The sequence below is a fragment of the Pseudomonas sp. FW300-N2A2 genome, from assembly GCF_017351735.1.
Taxonomy (GTDB): domain Bacteria; phylum Pseudomonadota; class Gammaproteobacteria; order Pseudomonadales; family Pseudomonadaceae; genus Aquipseudomonas; species Aquipseudomonas migulae.
Map to the genome: position 1 here is coordinate 1 of NZ_JACNDU010000002.1, position 23121 is coordinate 23121.

General features: G+C 53.2%; 21 protein-coding genes, 1 tRNA gene and 1 pseudogene. 7 read left to right on the plus strand and 16 right to left on the minus strand.

Annotated features, from left to right (window positions below; genetic code table 11):
* Positions 1-33: 33 nt before the first annotated feature.
* The 4 genes from J4E42_RS03620 to J4E42_RS03635 all read left to right on the plus strand — a co-directional run bounded on the left by J4E42_RS03620 (position 34) and on the right by J4E42_RS03635 (position 2564).
* Complete coding sequence (locus J4E42_RS03620) at positions 34-255, plus strand: 4-oxalocrotonate tautomerase family protein (RefSeq protein WP_008025002.1); 222 nt, start codon at positions 34-36, stop codon at positions 253-255.
* Positions 252-908 (plus strand): DsbA family oxidoreductase, encoded by a 657-nt coding sequence (locus tag J4E42_RS03625; protein ID WP_207284634.1) that lies wholly within the window; start codon positions 252-254, stop codon positions 906-908. Before J4E42_RS03620 ends, J4E42_RS03625 begins: the two co-directional genes overlap by 4 nt.
* 43 nt (positions 909-951) lie before the next feature.
* A complete protein-coding gene (locus tag J4E42_RS03630) occupies positions 952-1662 on the plus strand; it encodes an SDR family NAD(P)-dependent oxidoreductase (RefSeq protein WP_008024998.1) in 711 nt (236 codons plus the stop codon).
* A gap of 242 nt (positions 1663-1904) precedes the next feature.
* A complete protein-coding gene (locus tag J4E42_RS03635) occupies positions 1905-2564 on the plus strand; it encodes a hypothetical protein (RefSeq protein ID WP_207284635.1) in 660 nt (219 codons plus the stop codon).
* A 238-nt stretch (positions 2565-2802) separates the two neighbouring features.
* Here the strand turns inward: J4E42_RS03635 and J4E42_RS03640 are convergent, their stop codons facing one another.
* Positions 2803-3141 (minus strand): DUF6124 family protein, encoded by a 339-nt coding sequence (locus tag J4E42_RS03640; RefSeq protein ID WP_207284636.1) that lies wholly within the window; start codon positions 3139-3141, stop codon positions 2803-2805.
* Between the two features lie 585 nt (positions 3142-3726).
* Here J4E42_RS03640 and J4E42_RS03645 point away from each other — a divergent pair.
* A complete protein-coding gene (locus tag J4E42_RS03645) occupies positions 3727-3969 on the plus strand; it encodes a CopG family ribbon-helix-helix protein (RefSeq protein WP_207284637.1) in 243 nt (80 codons plus the stop codon).
* Complete coding sequence (locus tag J4E42_RS03650; protein ID WP_207284638.1) at positions 3959-4243, plus strand: type II toxin-antitoxin system RelE/ParE family toxin; 285 nt, start codon at positions 3959-3961, stop codon at positions 4241-4243. Before J4E42_RS03645 ends, J4E42_RS03650 begins: the two co-directional genes overlap by 11 nt.
* A 216-nt stretch (positions 4244-4459) precedes the next feature.
* On the opposite strand, the gene J4E42_RS03655 is transcribed toward J4E42_RS03650, so the two are convergent.
* The 6 genes from J4E42_RS03655 to J4E42_RS29395 all read right to left on the minus strand — a co-directional run bounded on the left by J4E42_RS03655 (position 4460) and on the right by J4E42_RS29395 (position 10844).
* On the minus strand, positions 4460-6625 hold the full coding sequence (locus J4E42_RS03655; protein ID WP_207284639.1) for a helix-hairpin-helix domain-containing protein: 2166 nt from the start codon (positions 6623-6625) through the stop codon (positions 4460-4462).
* A 32-nt stretch (positions 6626-6657) separates the two neighbouring features.
* On the minus strand, positions 6658-7425 hold the full coding sequence (locus tag J4E42_RS03660) for a PP2C family serine/threonine-protein phosphatase (RefSeq protein ID WP_259331658.1): 768 nt from the start codon (positions 7423-7425) through the stop codon (positions 6658-6660).
* Positions 7403-8080 carry a VWA domain-containing protein gene (locus J4E42_RS03665; protein ID WP_083360328.1) on the minus strand — a complete coding sequence of 226 codons (678 nt, stop codon included), beginning with the start codon at positions 8078-8080 and terminating at the stop codon, positions 7403-7405. Before J4E42_RS03665 ends, J4E42_RS03660 begins: the two co-directional genes overlap by 23 nt.
* Before the next feature lie 420 nt (positions 8081-8500).
* A complete protein-coding gene (locus J4E42_RS03670) occupies positions 8501-9586 on the minus strand; it encodes a ThiF family adenylyltransferase (RefSeq protein WP_207284641.1) in 1086 nt (361 codons plus the stop codon).
* Positions 9570-10682 (minus strand): ThiF family adenylyltransferase, encoded by a 1113-nt coding sequence (locus J4E42_RS03675; protein WP_207284642.1) that lies wholly within the window; start codon positions 10680-10682, stop codon positions 9570-9572. Before J4E42_RS03675 ends, J4E42_RS03670 begins: the two co-directional genes overlap by 17 nt.
* A 33-nt stretch (positions 10683-10715) precedes the next feature.
* A complete protein-coding gene (locus J4E42_RS29395; protein WP_259331659.1) occupies positions 10716-10844 on the minus strand; it encodes a hypothetical protein in 129 nt (42 codons plus the stop codon).
* 186 nt (positions 10845-11030) lie between these two features.
* Here J4E42_RS29395 and J4E42_RS03680 point away from each other — a divergent pair, with 186 nt between their 5' ends.
* Positions 11031-13214: an ATP-binding cassette domain-containing protein gene (locus J4E42_RS03680; protein WP_207284643.1), complete on the plus strand. Its 2184-nt coding sequence runs from the start codon at positions 11031-11033 to the stop codon at positions 13212-13214.
* A 471-nt stretch (positions 13215-13685) separates the two neighbouring features.
* On the opposite strand, the pseudogene J4E42_RS03685 reads toward J4E42_RS03680, so the two are convergent.
* The 9 genes and pseudogenes from J4E42_RS03685 to J4E42_RS03725 form a co-directional block, all read right to left on the minus strand.
* Positions 13686-14665, minus strand: a pseudogene (locus tag J4E42_RS03685) (integrase domain-containing protein).
* A 949-nt stretch (positions 14666-15614) separates the two neighbouring features.
* Positions 15615-16772 carry an AAA family ATPase gene (locus J4E42_RS03690; RefSeq protein ID WP_207284644.1) on the minus strand — a complete coding sequence of 386 codons (1158 nt, stop codon included), beginning with the start codon at positions 16770-16772 and terminating at the stop codon, positions 15615-15617.
* 245 nt (positions 16773-17017) lie between these two features.
* Positions 17018-17093: transfer RNA gene (locus J4E42_RS03695), tRNA-Thr, on the minus strand.
* Positions 17094-17212: 119 nt separating this feature from the next.
* On the minus strand, positions 17213-18454 hold the full coding sequence (locus J4E42_RS03700) for a nucleoside deaminase (RefSeq protein WP_207284645.1): 1242 nt from the start codon (positions 18452-18454) through the stop codon (positions 17213-17215).
* 299 nt (positions 18455-18753) lie between these two features.
* Positions 18754-19983, minus strand: a complete 1230-nt coding sequence (locus J4E42_RS03705; RefSeq protein ID WP_207284646.1) for a methyltransferase — start codon at positions 19981-19983, stop codon at positions 18754-18756.
* Positions 19964-20653: an ABC transporter permease gene (locus J4E42_RS03710; protein ID WP_008041034.1), complete on the minus strand. Its 690-nt coding sequence runs from the start codon at positions 20651-20653 to the stop codon at positions 19964-19966. The genes J4E42_RS03705 and J4E42_RS03710 overlap by 20 nt, the downstream gene beginning before the upstream one ends.
* Positions 20650-21345 carry an ABC transporter permease gene (locus tag J4E42_RS03715; protein ID WP_008024973.1) on the minus strand — a complete coding sequence of 232 codons (696 nt, stop codon included), beginning with the start codon at positions 21343-21345 and terminating at the stop codon, positions 20650-20652. Before J4E42_RS03715 ends, J4E42_RS03710 begins: the two co-directional genes overlap by 4 nt.
* Positions 21346-21423: 78 nt before the next feature.
* On the minus strand, positions 21424-22170 hold the full coding sequence (locus J4E42_RS03720; RefSeq protein ID WP_008041033.1) for an ABC transporter substrate-binding protein: 747 nt from the start codon (positions 22168-22170) through the stop codon (positions 21424-21426).
* A 13-nt stretch (positions 22171-22183) separates the two neighbouring features.
* Positions 22184-22957, minus strand: coding sequence for an ABC transporter ATP-binding protein (locus tag J4E42_RS03725; protein ID WP_007897462.1), 774 nt, complete (start codon positions 22955-22957; stop codon positions 22184-22186).
* Positions 22958-23121 lie beyond the last annotated feature (164 nt).

Genomic DNA, 23121 nt, shown 5'->3' on the forward strand with positions numbered 1-23121 from the left:
ATCCCGATGAGCAGGTCACTGGAGATCTTCCTCATGCCTTTTGTAAGCGTACGCATTACCCGCGATGGCGTTACCTCTGAGCAGAAAGCTCAGGTGATCGCTGAAATCACTGAAACACTGGAACGCGTCCTCAAGAAGGACCCACACCTGACCCACATCGTGATCGAGGAAGTCGACACCGATAACTGGGGCTACGCCGGGATCACTACCACCCAGTACCGCAAGCAACTGGCTGAGAAGGAGGGCAAGTCGTGACTGCGTCGGTCTCCATCGATTTCGTCTCCGACGTGGTGTGCCCTTGGTGTGCACTGGGCGCGACGGCGTTAGAGCAGGCGATTGAGAACGTGTCGGGTGAAGTCTCGGTGGAGCTGACCTACAAGCCGTTTGAGTTGAACCCGAACATGCCGCCTGAAGGCGAGAAAGCCGTCGAGCACTTGATGCGCAAATACGGGCGCACCGCTGAAGACGTTGCCGCCGGCAAAGCGATGCAGATCGCTCGTGGTGAAGCACTCGGTTTCAAGTTTGACCTGGAGAAGCGCACCCACTTCTACAACACCTTCGACGCTCACCGTCTGCTGTTGTGGGCGTTACAGGAAGGGCGGCAGGTCGCACTGAAGAAGATCCTGCTACGCGGTTACTTCACCGACGGCCAGAACCCGAGTGATCGCGAGACGCTGGTTCGACTGGCGGCCGAAGCGGGGCTGGATGCAGCGGCGGCTCAAGAGGTGTTGGCGTCCGGAGCGTTCGCCAAAGAAGTGCGTGAGCTGGAAGCTTTTTACCAGCAGCACGGCATCAATTCGGTACCGGCCATGATCCTCAACGGTCGGCACCTGGTGTCCGGTTCGCAGTCGGTCGAGTACTACGAACAAATGTTGAGACAAATGGCGAAGGAACCCGCCGAAGCCTGATTCATTACTTTTTCAAACCATCATTTATTAGTAGAGGTTCATCATGAGCAATTCGAAAAAAGTCATCGTTATTACTGGCGCTTCCCAAGGTCTCGGCGCCGGCATGGTTAAAGCGTTCCGTGATCTGGATTACAAAGTCGTCGCCACTTCACGTTCGATCAAGCCATCCACCGATCCGGACATCCTCACCGTGGCCGGCGACATCGGCAACCCGGAAGTCGCTCAACAAGTGATCCGCGAAGCCATCGCACGTTTTGGTCGCGTCGACACCCTGGTCAACAACGCCGGTATCTTCGTCGCCAAACCGTTCACCCAGTACACCGCTGAAGACTACGCCAATGTGCTGTCGGTGAACCTGAACGGCTTCTTCTACATCACCCAACTCGCGATCACCGAGATGGAAAAACAAGGCAGCGGCCACGTCGTCAACATCACCACCAGCCTGGTCGACCACGCTATCGACGGCGTGCCATCGGTACTGGCTTCGCTGACCAAAGGCGGCTTGAACGCGGCGACCAAATCCCTGGCCATCGAATACGCCAAGCGCGGGATCCGGGTGAACGCGGTTTCCCCAGGCATCATCAAGACGCCGATGCACGGTGAAGAAACTCACGCAGCACTGGGCGCTCTGCACCCGGTCGGGCACATGGGCGAGATCAGCGACATTGCTCAGGCGGTTGTTTATCTGGATAGCGCCAACTTTGTTACTGGTGAAATCCTGCATGTGGATGGTGGGCAGAGCGCGGGTCACTAAGACCGGCTTTTCCAAACTGCGGAAACAACAAAACCCTCGTCTTGCGACGAGGGTTTTTTTATTTGCCTGCCACATCAATCAGCCAGTTGACTGGCATTCTCGTGGATGATGCCGTAATAGTGGCTAGCAATGATTGTCCCTGCCACAGAGCCCAAAAGGAGTTGAGTTAATTTCATGAGTTTTTTCACCATTGACGGTTCAACACTGAACATTTCGCACACGATGAGCATATCCAGCAGCTATTGCAGGGGTGGAAAAAGTCGATTGACCGCTACCTGCGCAATGTTGAAAAGGCGACTGGAGAATCCTGCTGTGATGCACCTTGGTGGTACAACGAGCGGACCAGCATCAGTGTTCTGGCGGGCGCGGCGTGGATCAATCAGTGGTCGGCGCTTGAGGAGTACAGCACGACCAAGCGCGGGGCCCCAGATGAAAACCTTGAGAAAAACCATCGCACCGGTCGTGCCGATCTGATGGTGCAAACACCCGAAGTTTCTTTTGCATTCGAAGCCAAGCAGGCATGGCAACGAATCGGGACGCGCACCACAGCGGGTGCTCGTAGCAAGAACATCCTCAAGAAAAAGAAATCTGCCTGGAAGGATGTTAGAGAGTTGAGTGTGCAGGAAGCGAATTACCGATTTTCAGCTACTTTCGCCGCGCCTTTCTTTCCCGATTCCGATTTCGAGAAACTGCTGGAAAACTCAGGCAAGAAACCGGTCACGGCCTACATCAAGGCTTGGTACGAAGAACTTCATGAGCAATTGAGTAGCCAGACACGTGGGCGGACCCATTACATGGCCGCCTACTTTCCGGATCCGGAGAGTGGTTTGGTTACCAGTACGTCCGGGTTTCATTATCCGGGGGCTGTTCTCATTCTTGAGCAGTGCCAGAAGGGCAATTAGAGCGTCGCGTGAGTCACTAAGGTCTGCGTGCCAAACCCCGGAAACAACAAAGCCCTCGCATCGCTGCGAGGGCTTAGTTGTTTCTGGTACAGGGGATCGAGCCTCTAATCTTCTGATTACGAAAGAGAAGCTTCATACCTATAAAGCTCACCGAAAAGATATTTGGGTCTGTGGAGCTCCTCTTTTTGAGCGACAGGAACTCCACGGAGTTTGAGCGGTTTTTTTTGCGTGCAGCGCTCTATTCAATCGGGTCGAGTTGGTCCAGCGCCCGGTTCACCGAGAGTTCTGCCACCATCAGAATCTGGTGAACGCCCAGCAGGGAGTTGCGACTTGGCCCCGTCTCTCGGTCTGCCACATCCATGGTGATAACGCTGGCGGATGCCAGCGACTCGCTGACACAACCCAGCAAGGTTTGGACGTCGACTTCCGGGTTGACGCTGTACATCGTGCAAGGCTTGCGCGGGGTGGCTTTAATGTCGGCGAAGGAGGCTTGGTGATCATCCTCGTCGCGGGTTTCGGAGCTTTCGTTCGGAGATGCGTTATCTGCATCCGGGGGATCAGGGGTTACTTTGCGCATGAGTACGTTTCCCTATTGGGTGCCGACCTTTCCCGCCGCTAAGCGAAAAGGGTGGCAGCTGCACGCAGGTTAGCGGACCGGGGAACGTCTCAAAGCCGGTGCGCCCGAAGGCGCCCTGCGTACAGCCACCATCAAACCGCAGGCATGAAAAAACACCTGTGGGATGGATGCACGTGCAAAAGACGAACCTCGAGCCGCTAAGCCCGGCCACTGATTGGCAGTGGCAGGTCAACGATAGAGCCCGGGCTTTAGCCGCACAAGCCGGCGGATTCTGGGGTAACTGTAGGCAATGCCGCAAGGTTTTGTAGTTTTCAGGAAGTGACGCGAAACGCCATTAAACAAGCATCGATAACCAAGACATACATCCGACATACAAGACTTTCAAGGGAGCATTTCCACAGAGCAACGAGGAAATCTCCGACGAGTTTCCAGGCTTACCTCTCGGATATTTGGGGTATCGCGTAGTTACGAAAACAGTCAGCCTGAAAACGAAAAACATCGTGAAGCATCTTACGACGACCTGCCAATTCAAGTGAGCGCTCGGAGGTGTAAGATGCCCAACATACGTTCATCATCGAGGCTGCCATGACCGGGATATCCCTGAACCTGCCGGAAGACCTTTCGAACTCCCTCGCCGATCTGGCCAAGACGAATGGCCAAAGTGTGAGCTACTTGGCGATGGACGTTCTTCGTGACTACATCGAGCACGAGAGGACACTGACTGTACAGATCGAACTGGCGGTGGAAGAGGCCGATCAAGGTAAATTCGCCTCCGATGATCAGGTAGCGGCGATGCGCGCCCGGCGTTGGAGCAGGAATGCGGGTTGAGTGGCTTGAAAAAGCCCTCAAAAACCTGGAGGACGAAGCGAGCTACATTGCCCTTGAAAACACCAAGGCTGCTGACGACTTCTCCGATGCGATCTTTGCCAGCGTAGACAAACTTGCCGAATTCCCAGGCATGGGCCGTGAAGGTCGAGTCAAAAACACGCGCGAATGGGCAGTGCCCAACTGGTCTTATCTCATTCCCTACCGGGTACGCGGTGATCGCCTTCAAGTCCTCGGAGTGTTTCACACACGGCAACGCCCTCGTGCCAATTGGTAGAGTGATCTCCAGAAACAACAAAGCCCTCGTATTCCTACGAGGGCTTTGTTTTGTATGGCGGCACCAGGAGTCGAATAAGAAATTAACGAACTGATTTATGTATTTTTAATATCAATTATAAAAATTACTATCCCTAAGATTATCCTAATCAGCCTTCGCATTTTATTCGTCACACCAACTCTCTGCTGAACTCTCAGCTAATCTCGGGGTGGCACTCTAATTTCGCGTTCCTTTGCATTGGGGATATCGCGAGCACCCCCAGAACGATTTCCCGGCGTAAGGACCTTTTTTGGCCTTACGCTTCACCATCGAAGCACGGCATATTGGGCACGTGAGGGCAGATGTTGCCCGACCTGGAGCTGACCCCCGTTGTATGTTTGAAGAAGGAGGGGCATGCGGCGGCGCATGGTAATGGCTCGATGGGGCTGGCATAGGCTTTAGTATGGGCAAATTAAGTGCACCGTGTGGTGGCGTCTTAATTCCCAGAGCGGCACAAGTCTGTTCGGCTTGGGCGCGATCGGCCAAGGCTTGTATTAGAGCCGGCTCAGGCAGACCTTTGTTGCTGACCAGTCTCGATGGTGCACCCCGCAGGGCCGCCAGCCCTGCCCGCAATTTGCCTTGCAAGGCTGCTCGTTTGGATGCTGCCGCTGCACGAGCAGCATCTTCGACTTGCTGATCTGAAGGATCAGGCGTTGGGTTATATCGAAACTTCATCTCTTGCTCACGACGCCATTGGAGAAGCTTGCCGGTCAACGATTCGCCGAAACCAGGTACAGCCATCACTGCGTCGTAGCTGATATCTGCCGCAGATTCGATGCCAAATGAGGCCAATGTGGCCATCTTTGCCGGACCGATCCCTGAGATCTTCACTCGACTTAGAAGGAACCGATCCAAGAACTGGTGACGTTGACGAGCTTCGCGGGTTGTCTTCAAGCGTTCCAGCTCACGGGCCAACCCTGCTTCGAGTTGTTGGTACTGCCCGATGCAATTTTCCAGATCATTGCGCAAGTGGAAGAGTTCAGTGAAGCCGACTCGCTGAAGGTGAGCAATAGAAGCTACCTGCACCCGATTGTCGGCATCTGCATAAGCCTTAAGTGGTGGTGCATGATCGACTTTCGCGGACAGCAAGCGAGACAAACCGAAAACACCCAAGCCGATCCAGACAATCGCACCACGCGGAGCGATTGCAAATGCGATAAGGGCAGCCAGCATGATCAGGCCACCGACAAACCGTTGGGTCGTTTGTCTGCTTTTGGCTTCCCTGAGAGCGCTGGGCGAGGAGCCAGGATCACCCTTCCACGTCGGAAGGATGTCTGCGGGGCGAGGCATGGGGGCCGCTCGAATGGCCGCCGCGATCTTGCCGAGATCAAAGGGCTCGCCCCCTGAGGTGGGCACTGACGCTGCTCCTGAAGTAAAGACTGCAGGGAACATCTCGACGCCGGACTGACTGGCGATCCGGCACCACACGCAGCTTGATGCTGCATGAGGGAAGTAGTGCGTGGGCGTTTTTGGGCACCGACGCAAGCTGGTTTCCAGTTCCTGCAGAAGCTTGACCCAGATCGTAGGGTTGGGGCGGGCTGCGGGATCGAGACCAAACGAGGCCTCAAATGCCTCCGCGACTGGTTGCGGCAAGTCAATGAGTTGGATCGCTCCAGGCGGTGGTATGGTTTGCGTCGTGCTCCGTCGTACCACCGAATAAGCAAAGCGGTGTTGCGCAATGCCTTGACCAAGAGAGAGGTCTGCGCCGCTATAGCGGCCGGAGTAAGGGTGTTTACCCATGGCCAGCAACTGGAAGATCGCGACAGCGAGGCCAAAATTGTCATGCGCGTATGTTCGTTCGACCTGGCTCAGGTTCAGACCATGTAGCTCCGGCGGCGTAAAATCCTCAGTTCCGACAACACATGGATAGGAACGGCCGTTCAGTTTGAACTGAAAGCTGTCGGCGTCAATTAGCGCCACGGTGGCGTCGGGAGCAACCAGGACGCCGGAGTGGTTAAAGTCTCCGATGACGCATCCGGCTTGATGTACGGTCGCCACAGCACGCGCGACGTTTTGTGCGGCCCGGATCAGGAAGCGATAATCGACATCGGGAAATTGAATCTTCCGGGACTTGGGGCTATAGAGCTCATGTATTGGGCGGTATCCCGACACCAATCGCATGGTGAAACCGGCGAAGACTCCCAAATTATCAGTCGCGATCTCAGACGGGAATGCAATCAGGCTGGTTTTTTCCGCTAGCTGGCTTTCCACCATGGCACGGACTTTAGATTCACGTGAGCTCCGTAAATTTTCCTTGTATACCTTGACTGCTTGATCGGCGCGACCAGGTATGGCGTAGACGTCACCCTCGCCCCCTTTGCCTAGGCGCTTACCGAGCTCCATGCTCTTCCCATCAATGCGAATCGGAGAACTGCTCATCGCCTCGAAATCAAGATCAGAGTTTTATCGTCGTCCGTGCGTTCGCACAGCCGTGGACTATCGAGATACTGGGCAAGCGCGTCCGACAATCCGGCGAGCCGCCCTTTACCGTCGGCCCCGTCTACGGCCTTGATCATCGGGTCGAAGAAGCGGGCATATGGCTGCTGGGTTGCCTGCTCTAACGCAATTGTCTCAAGCCCGTCAGAAAAAAGTGCAAAGGCATCGTATTCACACTGACCACGGAAGAGACGCAATCGAGGCTCGGGATCATCCGTGACGAAATACGTAGTGGACGCGAACTCGCCATTCTCGGGCCAACATAAAGCCTCCCACGCCCCCTTTTGACGGCCCACAAGTGCGCTATCACCGATCTGAAGAGTCAGGAGCTCATCTTTGAACACGACTAACATGACCAAAGTTGCAGCAAACTGACGACGAGTGAGATTACGTCGTGCCGCCACCGCGCTGAGGCGGTCACGCAACTCGTCTATCCAGCACCGAATGACCTCGTCACCCGGTAGCTGATCGTGATTTGAGAACCAATCCTTGAAAGCGAGGATAAGGTGACGACAGACCAAGGATGCTCCTTCGCCACCGTGGCTGGCGCTGCCCGCACCGTCGGAAACCACCGTACAAAGCGCACGCGAACTGAGCCGGACGCCGTAGGCGTCCTGCTTCCGGGTTCCCAGTCGCTGGTGGGATGTGCCGATTCTAGAAGCTGCCGCCCAGCGCCAGCGAGGGTTAGCCAGCAACGGCCCACCCATCGGGAGCAGTAGGATTCGTCAGCGGCACAGCATCCCCTGGATTGGATTGCGAAACTGCACTCAGGGAGCTAGATAGCCATGCGAACAGTTCACGGAACGCTAAGCCCTTTAGCTTGAGCGGTTGCCGGGTCGCGAGCTGCGTGAGGATGGAAATATCAGCGCCCTCTACCCCGACCGCGTAGAACATGAACTCTTTACGCTCTTCGCCTGAATGAACTCGTTGACGAGCTTCGCTCCAACTGTCCGTGGGAGCTCCATCAGTAATGAGGAATACCCATGGCCGGTAGTACTTGATGCCATTTGCGCGGTAGCTATCTTTCCTTTCGCGCAAAAGGTCTAATGCGCGTACCACAGCCTCCCCCATCGGCGTCGTGCCGCTCGCCTCCAACATTTCGGGGTAGAAGCCATCCACTGTAGTAAATTCCGTTCGGACAGAGACAGGACCGAACGTCACCACAGCGAGCTCTACGCGTTTGGCGGCCATGGTGTCGGCGTGCAGGTCTTCTTTGAAGAACTGCAGCGCATCATTTAACTCTTGGATCGGACGACCTTGCATCGATCCAGAGGTATCAAGCAATAGCACGCAAGGGCAACGCTGTTCGGGGTTTTCCGCGAACTCCGCATCCGCAAAAGGTTGTTGCTCGAAATTATCCATTTTTCCCTCGTTCATCGTTCCTGACTCCAATCTGCTCAGTAGGCAAAATGCGCGCCAGCCAAATGATGTGCAGAAGCACAGTCTTTAAAAAGGCTTAGCTGCTAGCCATTCAGCGGGGCGCTGGGTCTTTCCGCGAAACTAACCAGCTGGCGATGCTTTTTGGCAGAGTCCGCTTGCCATCGTCCTAACTCTTGATCATAGCTTATGGCCACCAAGCGGGCTACCTACCGGTGGTGGTTGATGGCCTGCTCGACGTATGAGCGCTGCGTCTGATCTGGGTGGGTATATCCACAACGGAGATTGTTAATTAATATTCAATTATAAATAAAAGATAAAGCTTTAGTATTAGGCGTGGTGTCGCTGTCTCGCTCAGAAAGGCGATTTATGGTAAACATTTACGATAAAATTTTTACCAAAATATCAGTCAGTGGTGCAATAGGCGCAAGTAATGTCTCGTTCTACTGAAAATGCACCGAAATCAAAAGTGCTCAGATTGAACTCTAGTCGTTTATTGACTACTGCTAAAAATTGGATGGGGACTCCGAAGATTACTTTAATTGCTTCTGTGGCAGTAATTGATGCGGAAACGCCACATACAGGTCCCATGCTACCAATCTTGCGATACTTTCTATTTAGCTTCTTCACGCCAAATAATTCTGCCGCATTAGTGGGGGAAAGTATTTTGTCAAAGCAGTGAAGACAAGCAGTAACACCAGGAATTATTACTTGTCCAATCAATGTTAGATGTAAATTATATCCGCCTCCAATTATATGTGGTATTTTGTGACTCAGGCAAAAGTCTGAAACAATTTTAGATGTGGTGTCCACGCTCGGAGAGTCTGCGCAATTTATAACTAGATCTGGGAAGTTGGTTAGCGATAAATCTTCGACTGATTCCATTTTTTTGCATATGGCGGTTATATCAACATCGTATGCTTGTTTGATATTGTTGTGAGCAGCTATGACTTTTGGTGTGCCAACATCGGCTTCAAAAAATAAATCCTGCCTATGGAGATTTGATAGCTCAACGTTGTCATTGTCCATGACGGTTATATTTTGTGCGCCTGCTTTCACAAGGCAATGTAAAACCCAAGATCCTACAGCCCCTAGGCCAATTATAAGTATATTTGCTTTTGAGCCTTGATAGATGGATCTATGGACTTCTGATGTGGAATGAAAATAGCTCTCCAATGTATTGATTAAGCGCGGGTGGGAGTTTATGTCGGACTGTAAATATGGCTCATCTACTTCAATTAAAACGTACTTGTTCTTTAGAAATAGGACTAGTGTGCATAGTTCTGCAGTTGAAATTTCCGGATACAAACAGCTTACATCGTTGACCGATAGCGAGCCATCAAATCGGTGCAGTAGTCCGATAATTTCAGGATAGTCTAGCTCGATCGAAAATCCGGTTCTCAGATTACTATCAAAAAACTCTACGAATCTTTTAGTTTTTACGATCGCAACGCAACTCCTTAACCGGTATGTTTTATTTTCCACAGACATTGCATCCTTCCTTCGCTAAAATTTCTACCCATTCTATCTCGCCTTTGCCGATTATAAATTCCCCGCGCTGCGATATTCTGGATTTGTAGGCGTCGCCGCCTGCCAGATAGTTCAAAATTTGAATACAAGCGAATGATGCAGAAAATAGCGACATGCTGTAAGTTCCGCCGCTACCACCTATAATATGTGTTCTTGCTGGATTGGTTTTATGGACTTTGTAAGTTGGTTTCCAGTCCGCCAGCGCAGCACTAAAAAAACCGCTGCAGCAATCAATGCAGACCGACTCTCCAGGTATATAGAAGTCGCCTGTGCTCATGAGATGTGCATCAAATCCACCAGCAACATAAAGTGGAATGTTTTTTTTCCATAAATAGCGACCAAGCTTGACAGAGGTGTGTCCGATATAAGGTTCGTCAGCCGTATTAACAACCAACGTGGCGTCGTCAACAAGACTAGATAGGTCTGTTAAAGGTAGGAGTTTTTCTCTGACGCACGTGATTCTGACTGCGGAATTGATCTTTTTCAGGTGGCGCTTAAGCGCATCTACCTTGGCCTCACCGACTTCTTTAGCTGAAAAAAATGGGTGCCGCTCGGCGGATTGAGAGGAAAGGACCTTGTTATCTACAAACGTGAATTTTGAAACACCGGCTCTGGCAAGGTTGATTGCAATAGAAGAGCCAACTGCACCTACACCAAAGATAACAACGTGACTGTTAATTATTTGCTCGTGAGCCTTGTTTGATGACAGTCCAAAAATCCAGTCCGACAAAAAATTGATTTGTCGCGAATATCGCGAGTTAGGGTCCTCAATAGTCGGGTGCTCTAGTACGCCCTTTGCAACTAAGTACTCAAAAATAGACTTGAGTTCTACTGAATCTAATTCGAATGCAAAGCTTTTCAGGATTTTTGATAGTGGACTTAATCCATCAAGAGCTGCTAGCACATCACTAAATGGGGGGGCTATGCGAATGGAAAGCTTTTGTCTAGTGTTGATGTGATAGAACTGTATTGTGCAGACATCCGATTCGCCTGTGGATACGTAGACGTCTACGCTGTCTTTTATTTTTAAGACAGGATCATATGCAAGAGCTTCCATTCTTCATCCTGCTGAGAGGAATTGGTGCCACGTTCATGGCACCGCCCCTAGATCAATATTGCAAAACACCGGCGTTGGCTTCGAGATATTCATCCCATGAATCCAAGCTTCCATCATCAGATCCGATATTTGGGCGAGTGCAAACTCGAGTGCAGCAATCACTTCTACTTCCTGAGCAGGTTGTAGTGTATTTGGTACCTGCCTCGGGGTGTTCGCTCACTTCGGAAAACTTTAAACTAACCTTAGTTTTGACCATTGCTAACTCCGTTTACGTTATGGACACAGAGTCAAAACGATACCATACTGGCCTTCTCATGTCACTCATAGCTTCTACAAATGGAGTTACTGATGCAAGGAAGACTAAAAAGAAATTTCTTCACGGTTGTTGGTGCTAAAACAAACAATCTGAAAAATTTGAATGTTGAGATTAAATTAAACTCTCTTACAGCAATTACTGGTATAAGCGGTGGGGGCAAGTCCTCTTTGGCTTACGGAACGTTGTTTGCGATTTGTAAACAGCAGTTTAATCAGCTTGATTCAGGAACCTATGATTATTCTGATTATAAGGTAGATTCATTTTATGGGTCATTACCGGCTATAGCATTAACGCAAAATAATTATAACTCTAACCCGAAATCTACTATTTATTCATATCTCGATGTTCCAAGTTATCTTTACTCGATCCTCCCTGATGGGAATACTCTGCTTGATCATTCGTCCCTTCGATTAAATAAGCCAGGGAACGAGTGTCCGCACTGTCAGGGAAGTAGGGAGTCATTGTCGTTATCCGAAAGTCTCATCGTTGATGATTTAAAGCCCTTAGAGAGAAACCCATTCAAGTGTTGGTCTGGTGCTAATTTAGCTAAGAATACAGCGCTTCTTCGCGCTTTTTGTGAGGATGAAGGGATAGATCTTAAAAAGTCAATATCCGAGTTGTCAGGAGACCAAAAATACAAGGTTCTCAATGGAGAATCCATAAAAAAATTTAAGGTGAATTTTGCTTTTGGTGGCAAGAGGCGTTCCAGAGAAGAACGGTATGTAGGCCCAGTGAAAGATCTGAGCGGATTTTCGGATAGCGATAAAATCTCACTATTTGAGAGTTTTAGAAAATTCTCCACACCTTTGCCATGTTCTTATTGTGATGCGACAGGACTGGATCCGTTAATATATAAAGAAAGTAAGGTCTCGGCGATTTCATTTTTTGATTTTTTACGGCATCCAGTTATTGAAGTTGTTGAGCGCCTGAAGTGTTCTCACGAAAAATACCCGCCAGCACTTAGCGCGTTAATTTCTCAATTGGAAACGCTGGTTGAGCTAGGCTTAGGGTATGTTTCTCTGATCAGGCAAATTCCTACGTTGTCCGGTGGTGAGTTGCAAAAGCTTAGATTTGGACAAGTGTGTAATACCTCAATTTCCGGGGTTATGTTTGTAATGGATGAGATTTCTTCACAGATATCTACCAATAGCCATGCTGCGCTGATTGAAAAAATGAAAAACATATGTGCCAATGGAAACACTATCGTGATGATTGAACATAATAATTACTTTATAAAGTCGGCGGACCAAGTAATTTGTATCGGTCCTGCTCCAGGGGATATGGGTGGTTATATTGTTCCTTATGTGGCTCCTGCTGATGAGTTGATTAGAGGTAGTAGAGAGTTTAAGTTGTCAGATATGCTTTCTCTGCCAAGCGTTAGCAAAAATAACGTGTTGAATATTGTTGTATCTGTTCCCCAAGGTGCAGTGACTGGTATATGCGGTGTTTCTGGATCAGGTAAGTCTTCCTTTGCGGGGGCTATAAGCGAGGCGGTGCCAGGAGCTTATTATGTATCGCAAAAGCAAATGCGAGGCAATATTCGATCTACTGTAGCAACGGCGCTTGATTTGGTCGCGAATATTGCAACTATCTATTCATCAAATTCGAATGAGAGTAGGGAGCTTTTTCTTCCCCAGCCAGGAAAGCTAGGTTGCTGTGGGGCTTGTGGTGGAACAGGAGTCGTAGATTTTACTAGGACTTTTGAAAAAACCATCAAAATTACCTGCGCAGTCTGTGAGGGTGAATTATTTTCGGATATTGTTGATGCTGTTAAGGTCTGCGATATGAATGTGAAGGAGTTTTATGGCTTGCCGCTACACTCCTTGCCTAGCGAGCTGGTAGCTCAAAACAAAAAGCTCAGTACCGCAGTGAGGATAGCGGAAGCTCTCGGCGTATCGCACCTGAGCTTTAATAGAAAGATCGGAAGTCTGTCGGGCGGTGAATCTCGCCGAGTAAAGTTGTTACAGGCGTTGATGTCTCCTGGAAAAGATAAGATTCTTATAATCGATGAACCTGGTGCTGGGTTGGATATGGGCTCCGCAGTTAAAGCAATAAACTATATTAAAGATTGTGCTATCAATTTTAAGGCGGTATTAGTGATCGATCATAAGTCTGAGATACTTAAGCGATGCGATTATCTTGTAGAGTTTGGGCCAGGTGCCGGACCGGAAGGAGGGAAACTTATGTTTTCTGGAGTTCCATCGGACAAAAGTTGAGGTGTTTGTTTTTTCTAATATAGTGCCTTGTCTTTTGGTGTGAGCTATAGGGCTTCTTTATCATGTTGGTGAGGAGCCTTTTTAGGAGCTTAAGTCCAGAAAATTTGTTGTATAGTAGTTTTTGTTTTTCGATGGCTTATTTTTAGGGCTGCTATTTGTCTATATTTTAGATTTTTGGTGTTTTAATTGCTCGGCTCTATAGGTTTTTGAATTTCCATTTTTTACCTGGGCGAGCACTAATGATGTCTGTGGTAAGTAAGTAGTAATATTTTGTTGTATCGGAGTGGTTACTCGAGTGCTCACTTAAAAACCAAACTAAGTGCTTTTTCTTCCATGACCATGGATTCTCCTTGTTCCATCGAGCATGAACCGCTGATTGAATTGCTTTTGCTTGCCGTAGATGACACTGGCGTGTCGTATTTGAGCCAGTCAGCACCGCGGCTAGAAACAGTTCCACATCGAATAGCTTGCTCATGCCCGAGTACCGATGTAGGCCGATACCACGGCGATCCGACCGGGCCCTAGCTCATAGCTGACTTGTAAGCATGCTTCTCGATCAAGGTGTGGATCGAGTCGACTGCACCGGCCACCGTTCACAGGCGCTTTGTGGTTGGTGATCTGCTCATAGCGTTCGCACGCATAAGCTGCCCGCAATTCGTGGAAGCCTTTTAGGTTGTGCTGATGGAGGATGTTCCGTGCGGGACGGACGATTCCCTGTTGGAAATCGAGGTAGCGTTCGTTCGGTGCAAGCAGGTTGTGGCTACCCTCGGGTGAGACTTGTGCGGCATATATTAGTGCGTCGCGAACATGATCATTTACCGTAATCCAGCGAGGTGTCGACGCGCCTGAGCGACCACCTTTGGTGCCGTCCTGAATGTTGATCTTGCCGTAGTACTCAGCCTCACGTATTAAACGCGGTAGGTCCGCCAAAATGGCCTCGCGTAAGCGCATGCCGGTGGCTCGCGCTAACTGAGCGATCGCCGCTGCGCGCGGCATTTGGTGTTCGCAGAGCACGTCGACGATCCGCTTCACCTGTTCGCGGTCTTGGCCTTGCGGCACCGAGAGACGGACACTGGTGCGCCGCATTCCCAGCGTCTTGCTCGGACTCGACACCTTCACCGACTGATCAGCGCGTAGCGCAGCCATGGTTCGGTTCACGCTGGACAACCGATTTTGCGCAGTGGCGATGCAGATAGCACTTTGTTCAACTTGCTGCCGCAGATGTCCGGCATAGTCCAACAAGGTCTACCGATCTATTTGCCGTGCATCATTAAACCCTGGCCCATCCTCTGCCGACACCAGTGCACAAACGCCTGCCAGTGATCACTGTGCGCCTTGACCGTGCCGTAATGCCCGCCACCAAATAGATTGCGCAACGTCTGCGGTCCGGCATAGCTCAGTTGCCGGCCATAGCCAAAATTGCGCCCGTCACGTTTACCTACCAGTGCCATGATCGAACTCCTCTCGAAGCCAAAACTTTTGAAACCTTCCCCACGTCATCCCGCCAAGAATGTTGAGTGTTATCAGGGATCAAGGCCCCTGCGATCTGCGTGGGTTGTCCACTAGCGCGGGACTTGCGGCTCCTTACGATCGGGAGCTTGGGCATCTCATGATCTGGCCTCCTGAGCAATTCCGAAGAAGTGGGCGGGAGGAGGCTGCACTGGCTGACGAGACCAGCGCCGCGAAATCCTGAGTCGGGTGAAGGCAGTGATGCAATGACCGGGGCATGCCTGACTGTCAGTCAGGTGCAGTCCACTCCGTGGACAGCGGCACCATCATCTGCATCGCTGTTGCTGGTGACTTCGGTGTTTGTCACGCAGGTTGGCGCAAGGAAATGGCCAAGCGGATAGGTTGCTGCAGGGCAGCTAGGTAGGGGATGTATTTGCCGCAATGGCAATGATCTGAAATTGGCATCCATCACTCGGTGAGTGACCGTGCGAGCCGCCGGACGCTAATCGCACTTTGGGAGAACCACCACCGTGTGGCGTAGCCTTAAAGGTTCTGGCTACCTGGGTTGCTGTCAACGACAGCACTTTGCCCGATCTTTTCTACGCCTATGGATAATTCGGGTCAGGCTCGAATTTTTGGTAGTTCTGCGGCCGTGGATGAATTTATCCACCGGTGGAAATCCGTGGTTTTCCACAGGCAGTTGCGTGGGCTTTAGATTTTTTAAGTGAGGTCCATCCAAACAGGGCGGCTTTGCAGCTTTGTTTGGATGGACCCGCGTGGACAAGCGGATCACTGAGAGATGGAGACCGAGCGCTTACTCGGTTGCGCCACGTTTTGCTTTTAGACGAATGACGTTCGCGCCGATTTGGTTCGCGAGTTAGTGAGGACTAACATGCTTTTTCCGGCAGCTCCGCAGATAATTCTTTCACTAGTTCAAGATCAGCCCGCACCCTAACTCCCCTCAATCAAAGCCCGCTCTTCCAGCCAAATCTCTTGAACAAATTGATCCGTAATCGCATAAATCCCATGCCCGCGCCGCATGATGATGTTTTCCGCGACCAGTGCGATGACCACCGGCTGAATCTCTTCAACCCGCACCTCTCGCCCCACCGACTTTGAATACTCCGCCGCTGCGTCAATGGAGAAAATCCCCCGTGCATCGCCTTCTGTAGAGGCGATCTTGTTGAAAATGGCTTGAGCCAGGCTACCCAGTTGCTCGACTTTTTCCAGCTCAATACTCGCCGCCGCCGAGCGTAATGTGCTGGCTATTACAGGTAGGAAAAGATCGGGCTCACCTTCCTGCTGCAAGAGTTGGCGTAGGGCCTTGAGCATTTCCTCAGGTCGATTTCCCAAGGTATTGAACGCTTCGATAGCGGCTTCGAGGGAAGGTAGCTTTTCCTTCTTGACTGTCATTGCGAGTCGGTTGAGCAGGAACTCAACGTAATCACCTTTCAGCAACGGGTAGGCTGCTGACGTGGCACCGGAAAACGCGTGGTTGCGTTTGGCGGTCAGTTCGCTGACTTGCGCCCTGTGGGAGCCGGTTCCGATAAACAGGAAGTATCCCGGCGTATTCGGGCGAGGGTTGATTGCATCGCGGGCGGCCTTGAGTGCCAGGAGCAGCCGATTGCCGTCGTCGGAGGAAATGGCGTGCTGCACTTCGTCGATGATCAGCACCAGATCGGTCTTCGCTTGATCGACGACCTCTGTAAGTGCTTGCGCCAGTGTCGGGCCGTCGGCGTTGCCAATGCTGTCGAGTTTGAACCCGAATTTGAATCCGGCAGCGCCTACTTCAACATTGCTGACGCGCTTGAGTATTTCCAAGGCAGAGGAACCCGGCGTTTGCAGATCTTTCAGGGTTTTATAGATGGCGTTGTGCACGAGCGTTGCCGGGTTGGCCAGCGTGTCGCTCCATAGGTCGACGTAGATGACCAGAGCACCCGCTTCTTCGAGAGCTGGGATGAGGTCATTCCTCAGAAATGTCGTTTTTCCTGTACGGCGCAGGCCAGACAGAAATAAACCTGAGCGCAGACCTTCATCGAGCACACCTGGATTGAGAAGCTGGTTTGCCATTGATTCAGCCAGTTCAGGGCGCTGAAATATGCTGCTCATGCAATTACCCCTTTTTATGGTTACGCCATAATTATTGCTGATTCATAATTTAGCATAAAGATTGAAAAATGAGCCTTTGGTACAAGAGCCGTGTTTTTGAGGGTTTTGTAGGGGGAGAGCGACGAGTCGGTCGAAGTGGGGGGAGAGGAGAGGTGTTATTTCTACTGAGGGCGAGGTGTTGCCAAAAATACAAATACCTCAGAAACAACAAAGCCCTCGTATTTCTACGAGGGCTTTGTTTTGTATGGTGCCGGCACCAGGAGTCGAACCCGGGACCTACTGATTACAAGTCAGTTGCTCTACCAACTGAGCTATACCGGCGTGTTAGGGCGACGATTATAGCGATTGGGTTGGTTCTGTAAACCCCTGAATTCAGACTATTTTTACGCAGCCGTCAGACCAGCCCCGCAGACGCATCTGCGAGGCTGGCCAATGAAGCATCACACGCCGTTTTTAACCGCGTTGATCAGGTCCTGACTCAGCACCTGCGCAGGCGCCACTTGCACGCTTTGCGTATAGAACGGCGGCAGGCTCTGGGCCAGTGTCGACAACGCTTGCGCGGTGGTGTTGCCCGGCAGCAACACGTATTGCAGGTTCGACGGATAGCTCTGCGGCACAGGGCCTTCCATGGTCGAACCGTACGCGCCGAAGGTCATCACGGCCTGGGGCGTTGTTGGATCGGGGGCATAGAGGAAGACGAAAGTGCCGTACTTCGGATGGGTCAAGTATTGCGCTGCCTGTTCGCGAACCACCGGATCGGGGTCGTTCATCAGGGTCCAGCGCATGACGGCATAGCTGCGGGTCGTTTCCATGAACGCTGTACGAATCGGCGACTGGTTCTCGACGCCTCCCAGGCACACCAGCAGGTTGCCGAACGGGTCGATCAGCGCCACTGAGTTGAACACCGTGCTTTGCTGCGCGGTTTTCAGCAGGGGAGGCGCGAGTTCCGCGCCAGGATCACGCGGGTTGGCCGATTGCACGGTCAGCGCAAACGGACTGAGTGCCGTGAGTGCCTGGCGCACTTTGCTGTTGGCCGGCAGGGTGGCGGGGTTTTGCAGTTGATCCGGCGGCAGGCCGCTGTTGTTGCTGGCATCGCGCACCGTGTTGACGCTGGCGGAGAAGATCGAGCTGCACAGGAAGTACGCCGCCGAGTCGATGGTCTGGCCGCCGAACACCGGGCTGTTCGAGCCCTGATAGGCGCGGCTGACTGGCGCTGCAATCGCGTAATAGCCCCAGGTGTTCTGCGCCTGCTGGCGGATCTGCGGCGGCAACGATGGAAAGGTGAACTGGCTGTTGTAGTTGATGCCTGCGTAGTCATCGATCGCACTGACGGCGACGTTGAATCCTGCGGTCAGCAGCGAACCGGCGCACATGGCGCACGGGTCGAGCGTGGTGACGACGGTCAGTTGATTGGGCGGTGGCAGATTCAGTGGCGCGACGTTTTCGTAGTACCAGTCCACCAGTTGCCGTTCGCCGTGGGCGGTCGGGTCGTGGGGTAGAAAGTAAGTCGTGCCGCTGCCAGGGAAAGGCATCAGCACGTTGTTGTGCAGCGCGGCGATGACCTCGCCCGTTGCGTTGTTGATGATGGCGCCGCCCACCGCGAAGGTTTGCTGCAACGCAGCGACAATGGCTTCGTTGGCGACGGTATCGACGGCTTCCTGTGCACTGTTCAATGTGCTCATGTTTTCCCAGCTCCTTGCTGTCCCTGACATCAGAGAATTCTGACGCTTGGCAAAGATAGTTGAGGATTTCCGGGGCGTTTATGTTCTTTTGAATTAATGCTTATGCACAACGGGGAAGGCGATGCACGCGGTTAAGATCGAAAATGTGGATCCAGTCTCATTTTCTCGCAAATGCCTGTTTTTCCGGTTTTTTATTCGGGTGTACGAAAATTGAACAGTTTGGTTTCAGCCCTGAAACAGGCGTAAACATTGGATCCACGATATTTCATCAACAGAGTTATCCACAGGCTGTGGCTGTTTTAGGCGCGTTCCGCCAGCAACAGGAAGTTACGCGGCGTGAGTGGGGTTTCACAAAAGGTCCCAAGGCGAACGGTATAACCCTGTTCGGTGAGGAATAGTGCTCGATCAAGGTTCAGCCAAAGCTCCAGCGGACGTCGGAAAAGTCCGCGCAGCAGCTCCAGATTGCGCACTTCGGCCAGTCGCTGCCAACCGGCGGCTTCGAGCGCTGACCAGTCTTGCGGGCCGACTGTGGATAACTCTTTGAATGCGGCCAGATGGTGGCAGTAGTCGGCGAATGATCTGTCCAGCCAGGCGCTCGGCAGAGAAGGCGTGGGCAGGTACTCATCAACACCGCGCAGTTGCCGTTGCAGCAGGTCGAAGGCCAGGCGTCGGGCCATGGATGTGTCGCGCTGACGTCGGACGCGGGCACCGGCGGTGACGGTTTCGCTCATCGGGAGTGAGAGATCGTCGAGTGACAGCTGTAGGTCGGAGCGCAAACCGACAGCGGAAACTGGCTGATATGCAGGAAGACTGATCCTGTTATAGCAACACGGCGCAATGGCTATTTGTTTGCACCCGGCGGCGCTGGCGAGCTGGATCAATCGCACATGCAGATCGCCACAGGCATGCAGTGCGACCGGTGTGTGATCGGCGTTCAGCAAAGAGGCGGCGCCGGGTGCCAACACATCCTGCTCGACATGCAGCGCATGCAGTTGATGGCGCTGACTGAGCGCCTGACCGCCTAGCACCAGTGCAGGATCATGTTCCAGGCACGTGAGCTGCTGACCGGTTTGCAGCAGGCGTCGACCTAAGTGGCCTTTACCCGAGCACCAATCCAGCCAATGCATCGGTGGCGCAGCAAACGACAACCGACTGGCAAACGCCTCGATCTGCTGCCACTTGCGCCCCGGCACATCGACATTCAACCGATGCCCAGCGGTCTCCAGCGTGTGTGCCGGCAGCTCACCCACCGAACCCAGCTCAAGGGATAGCGTCGCCAGCGAAGCAAACGGTTCCGGCGCATCCAGAAGGCAAGGTTGGTTATGACTGTTTTCCGCGTCTTCCAGCGACCGCCCGCGTAGCCATTCAGCCAGCTCCGGGTAGGACGCTTCCCAAGGAAGTTGCAGATGAGTAAACGGTCGAGGCTTCCACAGCGCCTGATGCTCGATCAGAAAAGCATCCAGCGCCATGAAGCGGGCGAGCAGGGCCTCGCCCGTCAACACGTGGGAATCAACGCCCTTGGCAGGCATCGACGCGCAACCAGCGCTCCAGCAGCTTGAAGCCGCGAACCAGCACGTAAGCCATCAGTAGGTAGAACATGCCGGCCGCGAAGAAGATCTCCACCGGCAAATACGTCCGGGCAATGATGGTGCGAGCCATGCCGGTCAGTTCCAGCAGGGTCACGGTACTGGCCAGCGCGCTGGCCTTGAGCATCAGGATTACTTCGTTGCTGTACGCCGGCAGGCCGATGCGCGCCGCTCGCGGCAGGATGATGTAGAACAGCGCCTTGGCCCGGGACATGCCCAGCGCCCGCGCCGCCTCGATCTCGCCCGGTGGAATCGCCTGGATCGCACCGCGCAGGATCTCGGCGATGTAGGCCGCGGTGTGCAAGGTCATGGTCGCCGTGGCGCACCAGAACGGATCGCGCAGGTACGGCCACATCGAGCTGTTACGGATCGCATCGAACTGCGCGAGGCCGTAGTAGACCAGGAACAGCTGAACCAGCAACGGCGTGCCACGGAAAAAGAAGATGTAGCCGTAGGGAAATGCCCGTACCCACCACAGGCGCGACGAACGCGCGATGCCCAGCGGAATCGCCAGCAACAGGCCGGCAATCACGGCGATGGCCACCAGTTCCAGGGTCAGCGTTGCGCCCTGAGCCAGTTTCGGCAGCCACTTGATGATGACTTCCCAGTTCATTGGGTGCTCCTCGCGAAGCCGCGAGCGGCGCGTTTTTCCATGAAGTGCATGCCTGTCATGGCCAGAATCGTCAGGCCCAGGTACATGAACGCGGCCACCATATAGAAGGTGAACGGCTGTTTGGACACGGTCACGCCGATTTGCGCGTGACGCATGATTTCTTCCAGGCCGATCACCGACACCAGCGCGGTGTCTTTCATCAGGATCATGAACAGGTTGCCCAAACCGGGCAGGGCGATGCGCCACATCTGCGGCATGATCAGCTTGGTGAAGATGCGAAATTTCGAAAGGCCCAGTGCCACACCGGCTTCACGGTGGCCTTTGGGAATCGCCAGAATGGCACCGCGAAACACTTCCGTGGCGTAGGCGCCAAAGCACAGGCCCAGCGCAATCACGCCGGCCGCAAAGGCATTGAGTTCAAGGTCGGGGTTGCCGAAAAACTCGCCCAGGGCACGCATCAGGTTGACTGTGCCGAAGTAGATCAACAGCACCCAGAGCAGTTCCGGAATGCCGCGTACCAGTGTCGAATAAGTGCCGCCAAGCCATTGCAACGGCTTGTACGGGGAAGTCTTGGCCAAGGCGCCGAGCAAACCGAGCACCAGCCCGAGACACAGGGCCGAGAGTGCCAGTTTCACAGTCATCAGCGCGCCAGCGGCGAGCGCCGGGCCGAATCCGTAGAGGTCGATAATCATGGATTTCTTTTCAAATCGCGGCAGGCAAGGCCGGGGACCGGCGCCGTCAGAAAACGGCGCCGGTCCGGCAGGTCAGTATCAATAGATGCTGAACGGGAAGTACTTGTCGTTGATCTTCTTGTAGGTGCCGTCAGCAACGATTTCTTTCAGTGCGACGTTCAGCTTCTCGCGGATCGGGTCGTTCTTGCGAACGGCGATACCGATCTTGTCGCTTTCTTCCACCGGGTCGCCTTTGAATTCGTAAGGCTTGCCGGCGTCGCTTTTCAGCCACTCGTAGTTGACGTATTTGTCCGCCAGGATGCCGTCCAGACGACCGGAGGTCAGGTCGAGGTAAGCGTTTTCCTGGGTGTCGTAGAGCTTGGTTTCAACGCCAGGCATGTTGTCTTCAAGCCAGGTGCCGGCCAGTGTCGCGCGTTGGGCGCCGATCACTTTGCCCTTCAGCGCATCCTTGTCGGTCTTGAAGTCGACGTCTTTCTTGGCGATGAATTGCAGCTTGTTCGAGTAGTACGGGTCGGTGAAGTCGACGGCTTGCTTGCGCTCGTCGGTGATCGACATCGAGGAGATCAGGAAGTCGAACTTCTTGGCGTTCAGGGCCGGAATGATGCCGTCCCAGTCGGAGGTGACCACGGTGCATTCGACTTTCATCTTGGCGCACAGGGCGTCGCCGATTTCCTTGTCGAAGCCGACGACATTGCCACTGGCATCTTTGTTGTTGAACGGCGGGTAGGCCGCTTCGATGCCCATCTTCAGGGTTTCGGCCATGGCACCGGCGCTGAACGCCAGGGTGACGGCGGCTGCCAGGAAGACCTTTTTGTAGTTCTGCATGCGGGTAGCTCCGTTAGCGGTTGCTGGACATGAATTGTTTGCAGCGCGCCGAAAGCGGGTTTTCGAACACCTGCTGTGGCGATCCTTGCTCTTCTACCAGGCCCTGGTGGAGGAACACCACTTCGCTGGACACCTGACGGGCAAAACCCATTTCGTGGGTGACCAGCAGCATGGTGCGGCCTTCTTCGGCCAGTGCGCGGATGACATTAAGTACTTCCTGGACCATTTCCGGGTCAAGGGCGGAGGTGGGTTCGTCGAACAGGATCACCTTGGGTTGCATCGCCAGCGTGCGGGCAATGGCCGCGCGTTGTTGCTGGCCGCCAGACAGTTGCGCCGGGTATGCATGACGCTTGTCGGCGATGCCGACCTTGGCCAGCAGGGCTTCGGCGACTTCAATGGCTTCGGCCTTGCTCTGGCCGAGCACGCGGCGAGGGGCCTCGATGATGTTGTCGAGCACGCTCATGTGCGGCCACAGATTAAAGTTTTGAAACACAAAACCAATCTCGCTGCGCAGGCGGTTGATCTGCTTGCCGTCGGCCGCGACCAGTTCGCCGTTCTTGGCGGCTTTGAGCTTGAGTTCTTCGCCGGCCACCAGGATCTGGCCCTGATGCGGGTTTTCCAGCAGGTTGATGCAACGCAGGAACGTGGACTTGCCGGAACCGGAGGAACCCAGGATCGAGATCACATCGCCGTCGCGGGCGGTCAGCGAGATGCCTTTGAGCACCTCAAGCTGTCCGTAGCGTTTGTGCAAGTTGCGGATTTCAAGCGCGGGCGTGGCCTCAGCCATGTGCGTTCCTCATATATGTTGCGCTCCTGCTGTTGGCGGGCCTTCCTGGCGAGGCGGCCAACCTAGCATAGCGTCTGAATGGCAGCCAACAGCGCTACGGGCGGTAAACGGGTGGCATGTGACAGGTTGTCGCATCGGTACAGCAGACTGTCGCGCTGCTATCA